This is a genomic window from Rhizobium sp. No.120 (assembly GCF_054558365.1).
The window spans coordinates 395,711-409,265 of sequence record NZ_BAAJNQ010000004.1 but is presented as its reverse complement, the minus strand read 5'-3'; the positions used below and the strand labels follow the sequence as shown (position 1 = coordinate 409,265).

The 13,555-nt window shown below is 57.6% G+C and carries 12 protein-coding genes; 3 read left to right on the top strand and 9 right to left on the bottom strand.

What is annotated here, in order from left to right:
* Positions 1 to 3 precede the first annotated feature (3 nt).
* The 6 genes from ACYJRZ_RS15800 to ACYJRZ_RS15775 all read right to left on the bottom strand — a co-directional run bounded on the left by ACYJRZ_RS15800 (position 4) and on the right by ACYJRZ_RS15775 (position 5,599).
* Positions 4 to 999, bottom strand: a complete 996-nt coding sequence (locus tag ACYJRZ_RS15800; protein WP_459460300.1) for an ABC transporter ATP-binding protein — start codon at positions 997 to 999, stop codon at positions 4 to 6.
* The gene (locus ACYJRZ_RS15795) at positions 992 to 2,089 is read right to left on the bottom strand and encodes an ABC transporter ATP-binding protein (RefSeq protein ID WP_459460298.1); all 1,098 of its coding nucleotides are present in this window, start codon (positions 2,087 to 2,089) and stop codon (positions 992 to 994) included. Before ACYJRZ_RS15795 ends, ACYJRZ_RS15800 begins: the two co-directional genes overlap by 8 nt.
* A 3-nt stretch (positions 2,090 to 2,092) precedes the next feature.
* Positions 2,093 to 2,281, bottom strand: a complete 189-nt coding sequence (locus ACYJRZ_RS15790) for a hypothetical protein (protein ID WP_459460296.1) — start codon at positions 2,279 to 2,281, stop codon at positions 2,093 to 2,095.
* The gene (locus tag ACYJRZ_RS15785) at positions 2,278 to 3,219 is read right to left on the bottom strand and encodes a carbohydrate ABC transporter permease (protein ID WP_459460294.1); all 942 of its coding nucleotides are present in this window, start codon (positions 3,217 to 3,219) and stop codon (positions 2,278 to 2,280) included. The genes ACYJRZ_RS15790 and ACYJRZ_RS15785 overlap by 4 nt, the downstream gene beginning before the upstream one ends.
* Complete coding sequence (locus ACYJRZ_RS15780; protein WP_459460292.1) at positions 3,216 to 4,163, bottom strand: carbohydrate ABC transporter permease; 948 nt, start codon at positions 4,161 to 4,163, stop codon at positions 3,216 to 3,218. Before ACYJRZ_RS15780 ends, ACYJRZ_RS15785 begins: the two co-directional genes overlap by 4 nt.
* A 101-nt stretch (positions 4,164 to 4,264) precedes the next feature.
* Complete coding sequence (locus ACYJRZ_RS15775) at positions 4,265 to 5,599, bottom strand: ABC transporter substrate-binding protein (protein ID WP_459460290.1); 1,335 nt, start codon at positions 5,597 to 5,599, stop codon at positions 4,265 to 4,267.
* Between the two features lie 250 nt (positions 5,600 to 5,849).
* Here ACYJRZ_RS15775 and ACYJRZ_RS15770 point away from each other — a divergent pair, with 250 nt between their 5' ends.
* On the top strand, positions 5,850 to 6,872 hold the full coding sequence (locus ACYJRZ_RS15770) for a LacI family DNA-binding transcriptional regulator (protein WP_459460610.1): 1,023 nt from the start codon (positions 5,850 to 5,852) through the stop codon (positions 6,870 to 6,872).
* Positions 6,873 to 6,972: 100 nt separating this feature from the next.
* Here the strand turns inward: ACYJRZ_RS15770 and ACYJRZ_RS15765 are convergent, their stop codons facing one another.
* On the bottom strand, positions 6,973 to 8,376 hold the full coding sequence (locus ACYJRZ_RS15765; RefSeq protein ID WP_459460288.1) for an aminotransferase-like domain-containing protein: 1,404 nt from the start codon (positions 8,374 to 8,376) through the stop codon (positions 6,973 to 6,975).
* Between the two features lie 433 nt (positions 8,377 to 8,809).
* On the opposite strand from ACYJRZ_RS15765, the gene ACYJRZ_RS15760 reads away from it, so the two are divergent.
* The gene (locus ACYJRZ_RS15760; protein WP_459460286.1) at positions 8,810 to 9,076 is read left to right on the top strand and encodes a hypothetical protein; all 267 of its coding nucleotides are present in this window, start codon (positions 8,810 to 8,812) and stop codon (positions 9,074 to 9,076) included.
* Between the two features lie 316 nt (positions 9,077 to 9,392).
* Here ACYJRZ_RS15760 and ACYJRZ_RS15755 read toward each other — a convergent pair whose 3' ends face one another.
* Both ACYJRZ_RS15755 and ACYJRZ_RS15750 read right to left on the bottom strand, forming a co-directional pair.
* Positions 9,393 to 10,418, bottom strand: a complete 1,026-nt coding sequence (locus tag ACYJRZ_RS15755; RefSeq protein ID WP_459460284.1) for a questin oxidase family protein — start codon at positions 10,416 to 10,418, stop codon at positions 9,393 to 9,395.
* Entirely contained in the window at positions 10,415 to 11,878 is a 1,464-nt protein-coding gene (locus tag ACYJRZ_RS15750) for an FAD-dependent oxidoreductase (protein ID WP_459460282.1), read from the bottom strand. Before ACYJRZ_RS15750 ends, ACYJRZ_RS15755 begins: the two co-directional genes overlap by 4 nt.
* A gap of 306 nt (positions 11,879 to 12,184) precedes the next feature.
* On the opposite strand from ACYJRZ_RS15750, the gene ACYJRZ_RS15745 reads away from it, so the two are divergent.
* Complete coding sequence (locus ACYJRZ_RS15745; RefSeq protein WP_459460608.1) at positions 12,185 to 13,402, top strand: ABC transporter substrate-binding protein; 1,218 nt, start codon at positions 12,185 to 12,187, stop codon at positions 13,400 to 13,402.
* The last annotated feature ends 153 nt before the right edge of the window (positions 13,403 to 13,555 follow it).

Below are 13,555 nucleotides of genomic sequence, written 5' to 3'. Positions count from 1 at the left end.
CCCTTAAACCAAACGCATGCCCGCCGCGTCGAAATAGAGCGGCTTGTTCGGCTGGATCTTAACGATCTCGCCACCTCTGAGTGTCGTATGAGGCTCAGTGATGGTGATCAAATTGTGTTTTTTGAATGAAAGATGCAGGCGCGTCTGATCGCCCAGATGCTCGACCCGGGTAACAGTCGCCTCCTGGCCATCGCCTTGAGCGATATGCTCCGGGCGCAGGCCTATCGATTTGGCGTTTGCCGGGGCACCGGGGAAGAGCTCGGCAGGCAGCACGTTGATGCGCGGCTGTCCGAGACGGGTGGCGGCGTAGACGCTCACCGGTTGTTCATAAATTTCGCGCGGAGAACCGAACTGGGCAAGCCTTCCCTCGTGAAGGACGCCGACATGCGTTGCCATCGTCATCGCCTCGACCTGATCGTGGGTGACGTAAAGCAAGGTAGCACCGGATTTGGCCTGAATGCTCTTGAGTTCAATACGCAGATCGGCGCGCAGCTTGGCGTCGAGCGAGCTCAGTGGTTCATCCATGAGATAGATCTGCGGATTTCTGACTAGTGCGCGCCCGATGGACACGCGTTGCATTTCACCGCCGGAAAGCGCCGTCGCCTTATTGTCGAGCTTATGGGAAATCTGGAGAATTTCGGCGATCATATTCACCTTCTCGTCAATCATGCTCTGCGGTGTCTTCAGCAAGGGTGACTTCAGCGGAAATTCGAGGTTCTGGCGTACCGAAAGGTGCGGGTAGAGCGAATATTGCTGAAACACCATCGCGACGTTGCGCTGCGCCGGTGTCAGCCCGCGCATGGATCGTCCACCGATCATGATCTCGCCGACATCAGGATTATCGAGGCCCGACACCATCCGTAAAGTCGTCGTCTTGCCCGCACCCGTCGGCCCCAGAAGGACAACGAATGAACCGTCGGGAACGATCATGGAAAGCTCATCGAGTGCCCGATGACCGGCGAAAGATTTCGTAATATTTTTCAAGATGACCTCAGCCACGGCGCAACACTCCCTCATTGGCCTCGGAAACAAGTGCCGCTCCGGTCGCAGAATTGAAGACCGTCACGCTCCTGGAATCGAAGTCCAGTCCGATCAGTTCTTCGACATGGGCGCGCTGGTGGGATGGTGTACGAGCCTTGATCTCGCCATGCTGCGTGTCGATCGTGACGATCTGGGTCGTGCCCAGATATTCCACGGCGATGACCCGCCCTCTGTAAGCGGAATCGTCGTTGAAGCGTATGTGTTCGGGCCTGACACCCAGCGCCAACTTGCCGGCATGTTCTTCGCGAGATATCGGCACTCTCACCATATGTCCGGCAAGGCTGACATGAGTTCCGCCGATTCCGACAGAACCATCGAACTCCAGGAAATTCATGGGCGGCGAACCGATGAACTTTGCAACGAATTTCGTCGCCGGCCAGTCATAGATCTCCTGCGGCTTGCCGAACTGCTCGATAACACCGTGGTTCATCACCACGATCTTGTCGCCCATCTGCATGGCTTCCAGCTGATCATGGGTGACATAGACGGTGGTGGCGCCCATGCGGTCGTGCAGTGCCCGCAACTCCTGCGCCATGTGTTCGCGGAACTCGGCGTCAAGGGCGCCTAGCGGCTCATCCATAAAGAAGGCCTTCGGGTTGCGGACGATGGCGCGACCTACCGCCACCCGCTGCCGATCGCCGCCGGAAAGCCCGCCGATCGGCTTGTCGAGGATATTTTCGATGCGCAGGATCTTAGCCACTTCCGCGACCCGCTTTGCGACCTCAGCCCTTCTCATGCCCTGGCTGACCAGCGGATAGGAAATATTCTTTCGGACATTCATATGAGGATAAAGAGCAAACATCTGGAAAACGAATGCGATGTCGCGCTCGCTTGCCCTCTTCATCCCGACCTCTTCGCCCCCGATATAGATTTCACCGCTGGTTGGAAGCTCGAGGCCTGCCATCATCCGCAAGGTGGTCGTCTTCCCGCAGCCGGAAGGCCCGAGCAGCATAAAGAATTCGCCATCCTCCACGGTGAAGGTGGAAGACTTTACCGCGTTGAAAGCTCCAAAGTCCTTGCGCACATTGTGAATTCTGATTTGCGCCATGATTCACTCCGGGAAATGGCTGAAGATGATGAACATGACTGTTCCCGCCAGCGTCACGAGGAAGGAATAGGAATAGAGCGACAGCGACAAGGGCTGCATCAGCATGACGACGCCGAGTGCGATCAGGATCGAAGCGAGAATTTCCCACGCATCGCGGCGCAGGCGTACCAAGCGATTGAGAAACGTCGTCATTTGCGTACCGCTCCGAAGGTAATGCCGCGCAGAAGATGTTTGCGAAGCAGGATCGTGAAGACCATGACCGGAACCAGGAAGATCGTTGCGCCGGCGGCGACGGCTGGCCAGTCCTGACCGCTGACGCCGATGATGGTCGGGATGAAGGGCGGCGCCGTCTGGGCATTGCCTGATGTGAGCAACACGGCAAACGCATATTCATTCCAGGCGAAGATCAGGCAGAAGATTGCCGTTGACGCGATGCCGGTAACGGCCTGGGGCAGAACGACCTTGTAGAAGGCCTGGAACCGCGTATAGCCGTCGATCAAAGCGGCCTCCTCATACTCAACCGGGATTTCGTCGATAAAGCCCTTGAGAAGCCACACCGACAGCGACAAGTTGACGGCGGTGTAGAGCAGGATCATGCCCGCATGCGTGTCGCTGAGGCCAAGTGATCGGAACATCAGGAAGATCGGGATTGCAACGGCGATCGGCGGCATCATGCGGGTCGAAAGAATGAAGAACAGCAGATCATCTTTCAGCGGAACCTTGAAGCGGGAAAACGCGTATGCCGCCGTCGTGCCAAGGACGATGCACAGGACCGTTGAACCGAACCCGATAATGACGGAATTATAAAAGCGCTCGGCGAAGCGCGAGGCACCGGTAATGATCAGCCCGTCCTTGCGCACCAGTTTGTCGTACCATGTCGTCGGTTCGCCGAGTGCCTTGAGTTGATCCTCAGGCACGCGGGTACGGGTGGTGAAGAGGTTGACATAACCTTCGACCGTCGGCTGGAAGACCAGTTTCGGCGGATAGGCGATTGCGTCGGATGGAGACTTGAAGCCGGTCGCGATGATCCACACTAGCGGAAGAAGGGTGATAATCGAATAGAGGACGACCAGAATACCGGCAAACCATTTCTGACGACCGGACGGCTCGGTTACGGAATAGCTGCTCATCGTTGTTTGACCCTATTTAGAGCTTTGACGTAGATCGATGCCAAGCCGAATACGGTGACGAAAAGAATGACGGCATAGGCGGATGCGTAACCGGTTCGCCATTGCTCGAAAGCGGCGCGCTTCAGGTTGATGGACGTCAGCTCCGTGATCGACCCCGGCCCGCCGCCGGTCAACTGCACGACCAGATCGAACATCTTGAAGTTCTCGATGCCGCGGAAGAGCACTGCCAGCATCAGGAATGGCAGCACCATCGGGATGGTAATGGTCCAGAACTGACGCCATTTGCTGGCGCGGTCGCATTCGGCCGCCTCGTAAATGCTGTTGGGAATGGAACGCAATCCCGCCAGGCAGATCAGCATCACGAAGGGCGTCCACATCCAGGTATCCACGATGACGATGGCCCAGGGCGCCAGCGTGGTGCTCGCAATCATCGAGAAGCTGGAGGGATCATTCCCGGTCAGGAAAGCGATCACATAGTTAAAGAGACCGATTTGCGGCTGGTACAGAAAGGTCCAGAAGTTGCCGACGACCGCCGGACTGAGCATCATCGGAAGCACGATGATCGTCGTCCACAGATCGTTGCCGCGAAACTTCTTGTTGATCAGATAGGCAAGCAAGAAACCGATCAGAACCTGCAGGATAATGGTCCAGATCAGGAAATGGGCGGTCGCCTGCATGCTCCGCCATACATCGCCATCCGTCAGGATATTGATGTAGTTCCTCAGGCCCACAAACCGTATCGGCTCGTTGGGTCGGTTCACCCGGAAGTTCGTGAAGCTGAGGCGGATCGTCCAAATCAATGGAAAGATATTGATGGCAAGCAGCAACACGATCGAGGGTGCGACGAAAAGCCAGGCTATGGCGCGATCAGACAGGCCTTTGACACGCGCTGCGATCGCGGGCGGGGTTGCACCGGCAATCCGATCGATCGGTGAGTGGAGCATATCCGTCTCCTTGGCATGAAATTGGTGGTAGGCAGGGCCAGCTCAGTCGGCGGAGCTGGCCCTGTGTGACGCCATTGCCGGGGAATACCCCTATGCTGGCGTCAATATTTTCCGTCGTCCTGGAAGATACCCTTCCAATCCTTGACGAGGCCGTCGAGGGCATCCTTTGCGGTACCTTGGTTTGCGACCACATAGTCATGAAACCGCTTCTGCGATGCCTGCAGGAGGGAGGCGTAGGATGGCTCGGCCCAGAAATCTTCGACGATAGCCATCGAATCGAGGAACGGCTTTGCATAGGGCTGGCTTGACGCGAAGCCCGGGTCGTCCACGACAGCCTTCAGTGCCGAATAGCCGCCAAGCGTCCACCATTTCTGCTGTATCTCAGGTTGGGCGAACCATTTGATGTAGTCGAGCGCCTCGGTCTTCTTGTCGGAGTTGGCAACCACGGAGATGCCCTGCCCTCCGAGCTGGGCGAACTGGGCACCATCGGGGCCGGCGGGGTTTGGGAAATAGCCGGTCTTTTTGCCACCGACATTGGCATCGGCATTGATGCCCGGCCAGGTGAAAGTGAAGTTCATCTGCAAGGCGACCTGCCCGGACTTATAGGCATCGACGTCTTCAGTCATATAGGCATCGGAATGACCGGGAGGCGTGCAGCAATCATAGAGTTTCTTGTATTTCTCCAGGCCTGCGACTGCTCCCGCCGAGTTTACGAAGCCCTCCAGATCATAGGGTTTGTTCGGATTCTGGTATTGGAAGCCGTAGCTATAGAGGGCATTCATCGCACCCATGGTGATGCCTTCGGAGCCGCGCTCCGTGTAGATTGCAGCGCCATAGACTTTCTTGCCGTCGATTTCGCGCCCCTGGAAGAAGGCAGCAATGTCCATCAGCTCGTCCCAGGTCTTCGGAACGGCAAGATCGCGGCCGTACTTCTTCTTGAACTCGGCCTGAAGCTCCGGACGGGAGAACCAGTCCGCGCGATAGGTCCAGCCAACGACATCGGCGAATGCCGGCAGTGCCCAGTAGTTCGGCGAGTTCTTCGGCCACTCGGCATATCCGACCACGGTGGCGGGGATGAAATCGTCCATCTTGATTCCTTCCTTATCGAAGAAATCGTTGAGTTTGACGTATTGACCATTTTCCGCCGCGCCGCCGATCCACTGGCTGTCGCCGATCATCAGGTCGCAAAGCTTGCCACTGGAATTCAGTTCATTGAGCATGCGATCTGCGAAGTTCGGCCAAGGCACGAATTCGTAGTGCATCTTGTTGCCGCTCTTCTTCTCGAAATCCTTGCTCAGTTCCACCAGAGCGTTGGCGGGATCCCACGCCGCCCAGCATAGGGTCAGATCGGCGGCTTGGGCATGCGATACCGCGCCCGCGGACATGGCAATATACACCCCGGCTGCAACCGCCGGGCTCAGCAATAGAGACCTCATGGCTTCAATCCTCCCGTTGAACCTCTCGACCTCCATCGAGAGGATAGTGAAAGCGCGACAGCCGGAATTTTGCCAAACGCACTCCAAATCCGGCTTTCTTCCTTTCGGTCCGGCCCGAAGGCGGGACAATAAAGCCATAACTGAGGTGCGCACCTCAATGCAAGCAATTTTTGAGGTCCGCACATCAATTCTTGCCTTTCTCTCGTTTTTGAGGGAAATGTCTGCTGTCTGTCATTCAAGTGGAGCCATCATGCGGCCAACAGCAAAGGACCTTGCGGAAGCCGCCGGCGTAAGTCTCGCCACAGTCGACCGGGTGTTGAACAATCGCCCCAATGTGAGCAAAAAAGCCGCCCTCAGCGTTCAAGAAGCCATTGAACGCATTGGCTTTATTCGAAATCCTGCCGCCGTCAGCCTCGCACGCAACAAGAGCTATAAGTTTCGCTTCATCCTACCAAAGTCGGGAGATCTTTATCTTGGCGAGCTGTTGCGCCGGGTGGAGGATCTGGGGGTGGCACTCAAAAGCGACCTGACCGATATAGACTGTGTTCGAATCCCGACCGAGGATGCCCACGGCGTTGCGAACTATCTTGCCAGCATCAGCGAGGACGCGGTCGACGGCATAGCTCTGATGGCACCGGAATCGCCCCAGGTACGCGATGCCTTGATGCGGCTTCTGGAAAGAGACATCAAGGTCGTCCAATTTCTGTCCGGTCAGGAAAAGCTTCCTGCCGCAGATTTTGTTGGCGTTGACAACTTTGCTGCGGGTGCAACGGCAGGGCGATTGATCGGCACGTTTGTCCGCCAGACCCCGGGGAAGGTGATGATCGTCGCTGAGACCATGCAGTCACTGGACAGTATTCAGCGGCGTCACGGCTTCGATACCATAATCAATGAGCAGTTTGCGAATCTCACCTGTCTTCCATCGATCGAGACGCACGCTGACGAGAAGCGCGCAAGCCAGATTATCGGACGCGTACTTGAGAGCAACAAAGATGTTGTTGCTGCCTACATACTAAGCTCAGAGGCACGCATCCCCCTTTTGGCAGCCGCGGCGAGGAGCGATCTGCACAATCTTTCGGTCGTTGTCCACGAGCGCACACCTTTTACCGAAGAAGGATTGCGTGACGGCAGCATCAATGCGGTCATCGCGCAGGATCCCGGACACGCCGTGCGCAGTGCGGTTCGCATCATGCGCGCTCGTGCCGATGCACGCGAGCTATTGGCGGAACAGGAACGATTACGCATTGAGATCCTCATAAAGGAAAATCTCTAGGCGTTCCTGTTCTCAGCACGCCCGCGTCTCGAGCTTTGATGTTCGCACCTCATAAGTGTATCGCTTAAAAGAACAGCTGGAGACATGCCATCCAGTATACCTAGAAGAACGAGGCGGACATTTCCGGTGGGCCTTCCAGTGCATGCGCCATCAAGTCCAGCGCACCTTTCAGTTGCTCGCGGCCGATCGGCCCGCCGAGGCAGATGCGCACGGCCTCAGGGACCGCGCCATCAACGGTAAAGGCATCGCTGGCTACGACGCCGATGCCGGCGGACCGCATGTGACTGCTGAAGGTCGACCGGGTCCAGCCGTTGGCAAGCGGCATCCAGATGTTGAAGCTGATCGGATCGGCCCTGTAGCTGCCCTTGGGCAGAATGTCCGCGACCATCTGCTGACGGATCGCCGCCTCGGCGCGGATGAAGCGCAGGATCGAATCCGCCGTACCGTCCTCGATCCAACGCGTGGCGAGCGCAACCGTCATCGGCGAGGCCATAATATTGCTTGTACGCATGGCGCTGACGAAGGGCCAGATCGCCTTGGTGTCCGGTGCAACCACATAGGCAAGGCGAAGGCCGGCGCCGATGCATTTTGCAAGACCGCCGATATGCCATGTCAAATCGGGCGCGATGGCGCCAAGCGGCGGCGGCCCGTGCAAGGGAATGAAGCCGTAGGCGTCATCCTCGATAATGGGCACGTGATATTTGCGGGCTACGACGGCGATCTCCTCGCGACGCTTTTCGGGAATGGTCAGCGTCAACGGGTTTTGCAGTGTCGGATTGAGATAGAGCGCTTTCGGCTGCAGTCGCTTGCAAGCCTCGGCAAAGACATCGGGCAATATGCCCTCATCATCCATCGGCAAGCCTGAGAGATTGAGGCGCAGCTGGGCAGCGATCGAGCGCATACCCGGATAGGTGATGATTTCCGACAGGACTGTCTCGCCAGGCTTTGTCAGAAGCCCGAAGATCGCCAGCAGCGCCGGATGCGCCCCTGGTGTGACGAAGATGCGCTCCTTCGAGGGCACGAGACCGCGGCGGCTGAGCCAGGCGGCAGCGGCATCCTTGTCCATACCGGATCCGCCGAAGCCCTGGTATCGCAGCAGCGGAACCAGATTGCTTGCCACGGCTGACAGGCCCTCGCGCATGCGGGCAATCAAATCTGCATCGTCCGGCTCCGGTGGAAGGTTCATCGACAAGTCCACCAGCGAAGCTCGGCGCGGATCGGGCAAAGCATCGGACACGAAGCCGCGCCGTTCGCGATCCTTCCCGCCGGTGACGAAGGTGCCTCTGCCGACATGCGAATCCACCAGGCCACGCTTCTGCGCCTCGACATAACCGCGAGCCACCGTGGTGAAATCGATGTTCAGCCGCTTGGCCATCTCCCTTTGCGGCGGCAAGCGGTCTCCCACCGCCAGCACGCCGCTTCTCAGATCCATTTCGATCAGGTCGGCGATCGCCATGTAGCGAGGGCTGGAGGAGCGAGTAAGGTCAGGATGCCAGTCTTTCATGTCAGATCCGCGATGTGCGATTGTGCCGGGGCGTGTCAGCATTGACCATATATTGTTGCAAAATTCCTTGTCACGGAAAAAGGCTGGCGCATAAGGCGCAATCTATCGCGAATCGTCGTGGTGATCACCATTGTGAATGGAATTTCCTCCAATGTTGATCGTAGATTGACAGTATCAATTTTAGGGTCCCTGCCCCTATTTATCGCAGCATTTTGCAACTGAAATCGGCGCCATCTACCCTGCTTCGAAAAAAGTGAATGCTCTTTTGAAAGAATTAGCTGGGCGCCAGCGAACGGAGCGTTCATGAGTTCTAAGGCTTAAGTCCTTACTTGCTCGGGACTTTGGTCCGTATCCATCAGCAGCGCTCGTGACATACTACATTTAAGGCGCGGGTTAGCGCGTCGCAGCTGTATGTAAATCGGAATGAAAAGACATGAAAAGAATTGTAATCGCAGCGCTGGCGCTCGCAACGACCTTGGCCGCCTCGCCGGCATTCTCTCAGGTCTACTTTGAATACGGAGTTGGGCCTCGTTACGACTACGATCCGCCGCCACGCTATTATCGCGATCCGCCGCCCTACGCATATGATCGATACTATGACGGCCCGCGCTATAGGCACCATCGCCGGTGCTGGATAGAGAGGCGTTACGGCTACCGCCACCATCATCGGGTCGTAGTACGCGAGACCGTTTGCGAGTAGTCGATGTGAGAATGTAATTCTGTTCGATATATTCGTCACCAAAGGCGAATGGTGGCATTCACAAAACTGTTACACAATGATAGATTGAGCTAGCGCAAGTCTGAACTCCAGTTCACCCCGACCCGCGCTCTAATCAGTGCTCATGTTGCCGCCCTGCCAGGCCCCACCCGGCAGGGCGATTTGTTTCAAGCGACTGGAGCCTTAATCGGGCTGCACATTTATTCCGCGGGTGACCCTTCGCTCATGTCAACCAAACATCGAAATCAATTCGATCAAAGGAAGGGCGGGGCATTAAAAGTTTCCAGGACGGCAATCTCTAGATCAGCCGTACGCGACGGGCTGCTACGACCTGATAAAGCGGATCATTCCAAGCCCGTTGCTCCTGTGATGCAGAAAAGACCAGACTAATGTCGTGTTCGTCATTGGAGGCCACCGCAGCGGCCCTTATCTCCGGCCAGTCCGGGACTCGCATCTCACGCATCGCCTGAATGGCTTCGGCGGTCGGAAGCGCCGGGAAGCCGATTTTCGGAACGAGTGTGGCGATTACCTGCCAAAAGGCACGGTAGAGCGGCAGCGGATCATCCAGATGCGCCGCGACCAAGCGAGCCCAATGCAAGCCGGTAACGGCGTGGAGCGCCGAGAAATCCATGGTCGCGGCGAACAGGGCAAGCGCCGTCTCCGCCATGCGCTTCGGCGTCGCATCATCAATCCGCAAACGATCGATCACCGGCGGAAAGTCCGGCAAGGCGGCGACTTCGCGTATATTGTGCCAGAGAAGATCGGTTTCAGGCACATAGTCGTGTGCGCCGCCAACATCATTCATGGCGGCGAGAATCGCTGCCGGATCGTCCGTGTCCGGCTTTATCCCAGTCGGATGCGGCAAGGACAGATAACAGGTCGCCCAATATCCGAGCGCCGTTCCCACTTCCTTCGCGTCGCTGTTGAGCACCGCGTAAGCCAGCCGCATCAGCGGGTGCAGCGCGCTGCCGGCAACGCCCTGGATCAGCCGAGGCAAATAATGGCGGATCGCGGCATCGGTTCCGAGCCGCTCGACTTCGGCAATGAAATAGGCGCGATAATCGGATTCCCGCGTCCGGTCACCCAGCGCCGCGTCCCAATGCGCACACTCGATTAGGGCCACGGTTGGCGGTGCGGGAACCAGCTTGTTTGCCGCGCGATAAATCTCGTACCATTCGTCGAGACGCTCAGGGGTCGCGCCCATGCGATCTAGCGCCACGAGGACCATCGGAGCGTGATTGGCCAATAGATAGGGAAATTCCACGCTGTCACACCGAGCTCTTTCCAGAACTCGGCCGAGCGGAAACGCAGGTATGATTGTCATGATGACACTTCCTTCATGCCTTCAAGGTCTCCATCATAGCCGCGCGGATCGAAATGATGCTCCCGATAGGCCGCAAGGTCACGGAGAAAATCGTCAGCCGCCTCGTGAAAGAGACCACCCACCACCGCATCGACGATGCGCGGCAGACCGTATTTCATGCCAGTCACACCGTTACTGATCGGGCCGAGGCTGGCAATGGCCGAGCAGTTGAACAAATGGATATGCGACAGCCAGCCATGGGTCGCGGCATTCTTCGGCGTCAGCTCAAAGCCTCGCCCGAGATAGGGATGCGCCGCGATCTCGGGCGATGCCTCGCCATCCGGCGGCGTGAAACGATCGGACCAGAATGCCACATGCGGCGCGATGCTCTTCAATTCAGCGCGCCGGTTGAAATCGATCGTATAGCCGGTTCCAAGCAGAAGATGATCGGTGCTGAAAATGCCGCTATCGCTTTCGATCACAACTCGCCCCGCATCCACTTTCACGGACCGCACCTTGTGGCCCAACGCCATCGTGAAGCGCGGATCGGACACGACGCGGTCGAACTGATCCTGTGTCGGCGGGATCTTGAAGCTATTGTAGAGCCGCATATAGCGCCATTTCTGCAGATCCGACAGGTCGCCGAAATGACCGAGGAAACCCGGAAAATTAGTCCAGGCCAATACTTCCGTCCGGCCGAAATTGCGCGAGCGGCCGATCATCACTACACCTCTTGCGCCTTTTTCCAAAGCCGTTGCTGCCCAGTCGAAGCTGGAGGTCGCCGAACCCAGAATGGCGACGTCTCGATCCTTGAGATGGCCGTCATCCGCGATCTCGGCACTATGGGTCCAGTATTGCTTGGGCAGGGCGCGAACGAAATCGGGAATCATGGGCGCGCCACCGCCATCAATACCGGTCGCCAGCACAAGCCGGCGGCATTCGATCTCTTGCGTTTCGGCCGCCGCCTCAAGCACAAGCCGCAACCAGCCGTCGACTTGCGAGATACCGACAAGGCTCGTGCCGTTGGCCACATCCGGCTCCGTCACCGCGCGATACCAGCCGAGATAGGCCATCCAGTCTTGCCGTGACATCTTGTCGAGGCTTTCATAGGCGTCTGTGCCATAGACGGCTTCATACCAGGCGCGTGGCGTCAGCGACGGCACGCCGAAATCCGGCCCGGCGAGATGTTTCGGTGAGCGCAGCGTCTTCATGCGCGCGCAGCCGATCCAAGGTCCTTCCTGCCCCTCCCCGGCCTTATCGATCACCCGAACGCCCGCAACCCCGCGCCGTTTCAGGCCAAAAGCGACAGCAAGTCCGGACATGCCGGCCCCACAGATCACGACATTATAGCGCGCAGCACAAGCGTGCCCCGGCTCTGGTGCTGGAGCCCACACCCGCCCGAGCGCCTCCGTCACCTCCATTTCGCCGACGAGCCGTTTTTCAAGCGCTTCAAGTCGCGATGTGCTGAGGCCTCCATTCATGTTCGATCCTGATACTTCTTCCTTCAAATCGCCCCGTGCTAAGCACGGCTCGAGTGCAAGCCTTTTGAGCAGCGCGACGAGTGCGCAAAAACGAGGCACATTGCACAGCGATCAAGCAAAATATGCGCGATATTGTTCATTTTTGTTATATTCAGGCCATTGTTGCATTTTTGTCAAGTGCACTTGAGTGCGTTTTTGTTTGATGTATAGTGACGATCAATCATGAAAAGGAGAACACTAATGACATTCATGAAGGGGAATTTTCAGAAGTTTGCTACCGTTTGCATTATTGCGCTGACAGCGGGCATGGCGCAGGCCGCCGACAAGCCGCTGGCTGGCGTTACTCTCAATGTAGCATCCATGAACGACCAGTTTTCGGCCGTGCTTGCGCAGATCGCGCCCGAGTTCAAGGAAGCGACCGGCGCAGAGATTAAGGTCGACATCATGGATTATGGCTCTCTACTGACGAAGACGACCGCCGATTTCGTGGGCCACACTGCCGGTTATGATCTGATCACCATGGACATCGTCTGGGCAGGGCAGTTCGCCGCCAACGGCTATACGATCGATCTCAACGACCTGATGAAACGCGACGCCAAGGAGCTCGATGCCGCCGACATCTATCCCAAGCTCACGGAAGCGCTCGGCAACTACAAGGGCAAGCAGGTCGCCTATCCCTTTGCCGGCTATGCCAACGTTCTCGCCTATCGCAAGGATCTCTTCGATGCCGCCGGTCTGAAGGCGCCGGAAACGATGGAAGATTTGGTTGCCGCCGCCTACAAGCTGACCGACCCGGCCAAGAAGCAATACGGCTTTGTCGCCAACGGCCAGAAAGGCCCGGCGGTCGCTCAGGACTGGATGCAATATAACGCCGAAATGGGGGGCGCCATCCTCGACAAAGACGGCAAGCCGGCGCTCAATTCCGAAGCCAATATCAAGAGTTTGACTGTTTATCGCGATCTCTTCAAGAAAGCGGCCCCTCCCGGTGCCGCCGATTATGACTGGGGCGGTCGCGAGGAAAGCTTCCGCCAGGGCATTGCCGCCACGATGCAGACTTGGTCTGTCGGCGCGCCCGGCTATTACGATCCGAAGACGTCGAAGGTGGTCGGTAAGGTCGATGTCGCGCTTGCCCCGCGCGGCAAGGGTTTACCGAAGATCTACGGAATCGGCGGCTGGGGCATGGCCATCAACGCCGACGCGAAGGACAAGCAGAAAGAAGCCGCCTGGGCCTTCATCAAGTGGGTCACAAGCCCGAAGATCCAGAAGGAGATGAACATGCTCGGCGCGGGTAGCTATATCCGCAAGAGCACGGTTACCGACAAGGAGCTGAACGCCAAGTATCCATTCCTGCCTGTCCTCAACGAAGTCTTCGAGAACGGCGACGGCGACTATCGCCCGCGCATTCCGGAGTATCCGGAAATCCAGGACATCCTGGGCACTGCCGTCAACTCCGTCCTCGTTGGTACGGTCGAGCCGAAGGCCGCGCTTGACGCGGCGCAAGAGGCCGCCGCCAAGCTGTTCTAAGAACAGGCCCGTTTCACGAAAGACCGTGAAGCGGGCCTTTCATTTTCGAGGGCGCTGGTCGGGCGAGCTTCAGCGGCACGCTAAAAGCAAGATTCCGTTTGTGCACCGGCCCATTTTCCTCTCAGATCGAAACGCGAAGCAATCGGCCATTCG

Excerpts from the sequence above, each read along its gene's own strand:
- ACYJRZ_RS15760 (WP_459460286.1), top strand. The coding sequence starts at position 8,810 with ATGAAAAGAATTGTAATCGCAGCGCTGGCGCTCGCAACGACCTTGGCC.
- ACYJRZ_RS15775 (WP_459460290.1), bottom strand. The coding sequence starts at position 5,599 with ATGAGGTCTCTATTGCTGAGCCCGGCGGTTGCAGCCGGGGTGTATATT.
- ACYJRZ_RS15795 (WP_459460298.1), bottom strand. The coding sequence starts at position 2,089 with ATGGCGCAAATCAGAATTCACAATGTGCGCAAGGACTTTGGAGCTTTC.
- ACYJRZ_RS15765 (WP_459460288.1), bottom strand. The coding sequence starts at position 8,376 with ATGAAAGACTGGCATCCTGACCTTACTCGCTCCTCCAGCCCTCGCTAC.
- ACYJRZ_RS15755 (WP_459460284.1), bottom strand. The coding sequence starts at position 10,418 with ATGACAATCATACCTGCGTTTCCGCTCGGCCGAGTTCTGGAAAGAGCT.
- ACYJRZ_RS15750 (WP_459460282.1), bottom strand. The coding sequence starts at position 11,878 with ATGAATGGAGGCCTCAGCACATCGCGACTTGAAGCGCTTGAAAAACGG.
- ACYJRZ_RS15780 (WP_459460292.1), bottom strand. The coding sequence starts at position 4,163 with ATGCTCCACTCACCGATCGATCGGATTGCCGGTGCAACCCCGCCCGCG.
- ACYJRZ_RS15785 (WP_459460294.1), bottom strand. The coding sequence starts at position 3,219 with ATGAGCAGCTATTCCGTAACCGAGCCGTCCGGTCGTCAGAAATGGTTT.
- ACYJRZ_RS15770 (WP_459460610.1), top strand. The coding sequence starts at position 5,850 with ATGCGGCCAACAGCAAAGGACCTTGCGGAAGCCGCCGGCGTAAGTCTC.
- ACYJRZ_RS15790 (WP_459460296.1), bottom strand. The coding sequence starts at position 2,281 with ATGACGACGTTTCTCAATCGCTTGGTACGCCTGCGCCGCGATGCGTGG.
- ACYJRZ_RS15745 (WP_459460608.1), top strand. The coding sequence starts at position 12,185 with ATGGCGCAGGCCGCCGACAAGCCGCTGGCTGGCGTTACTCTCAATGTA.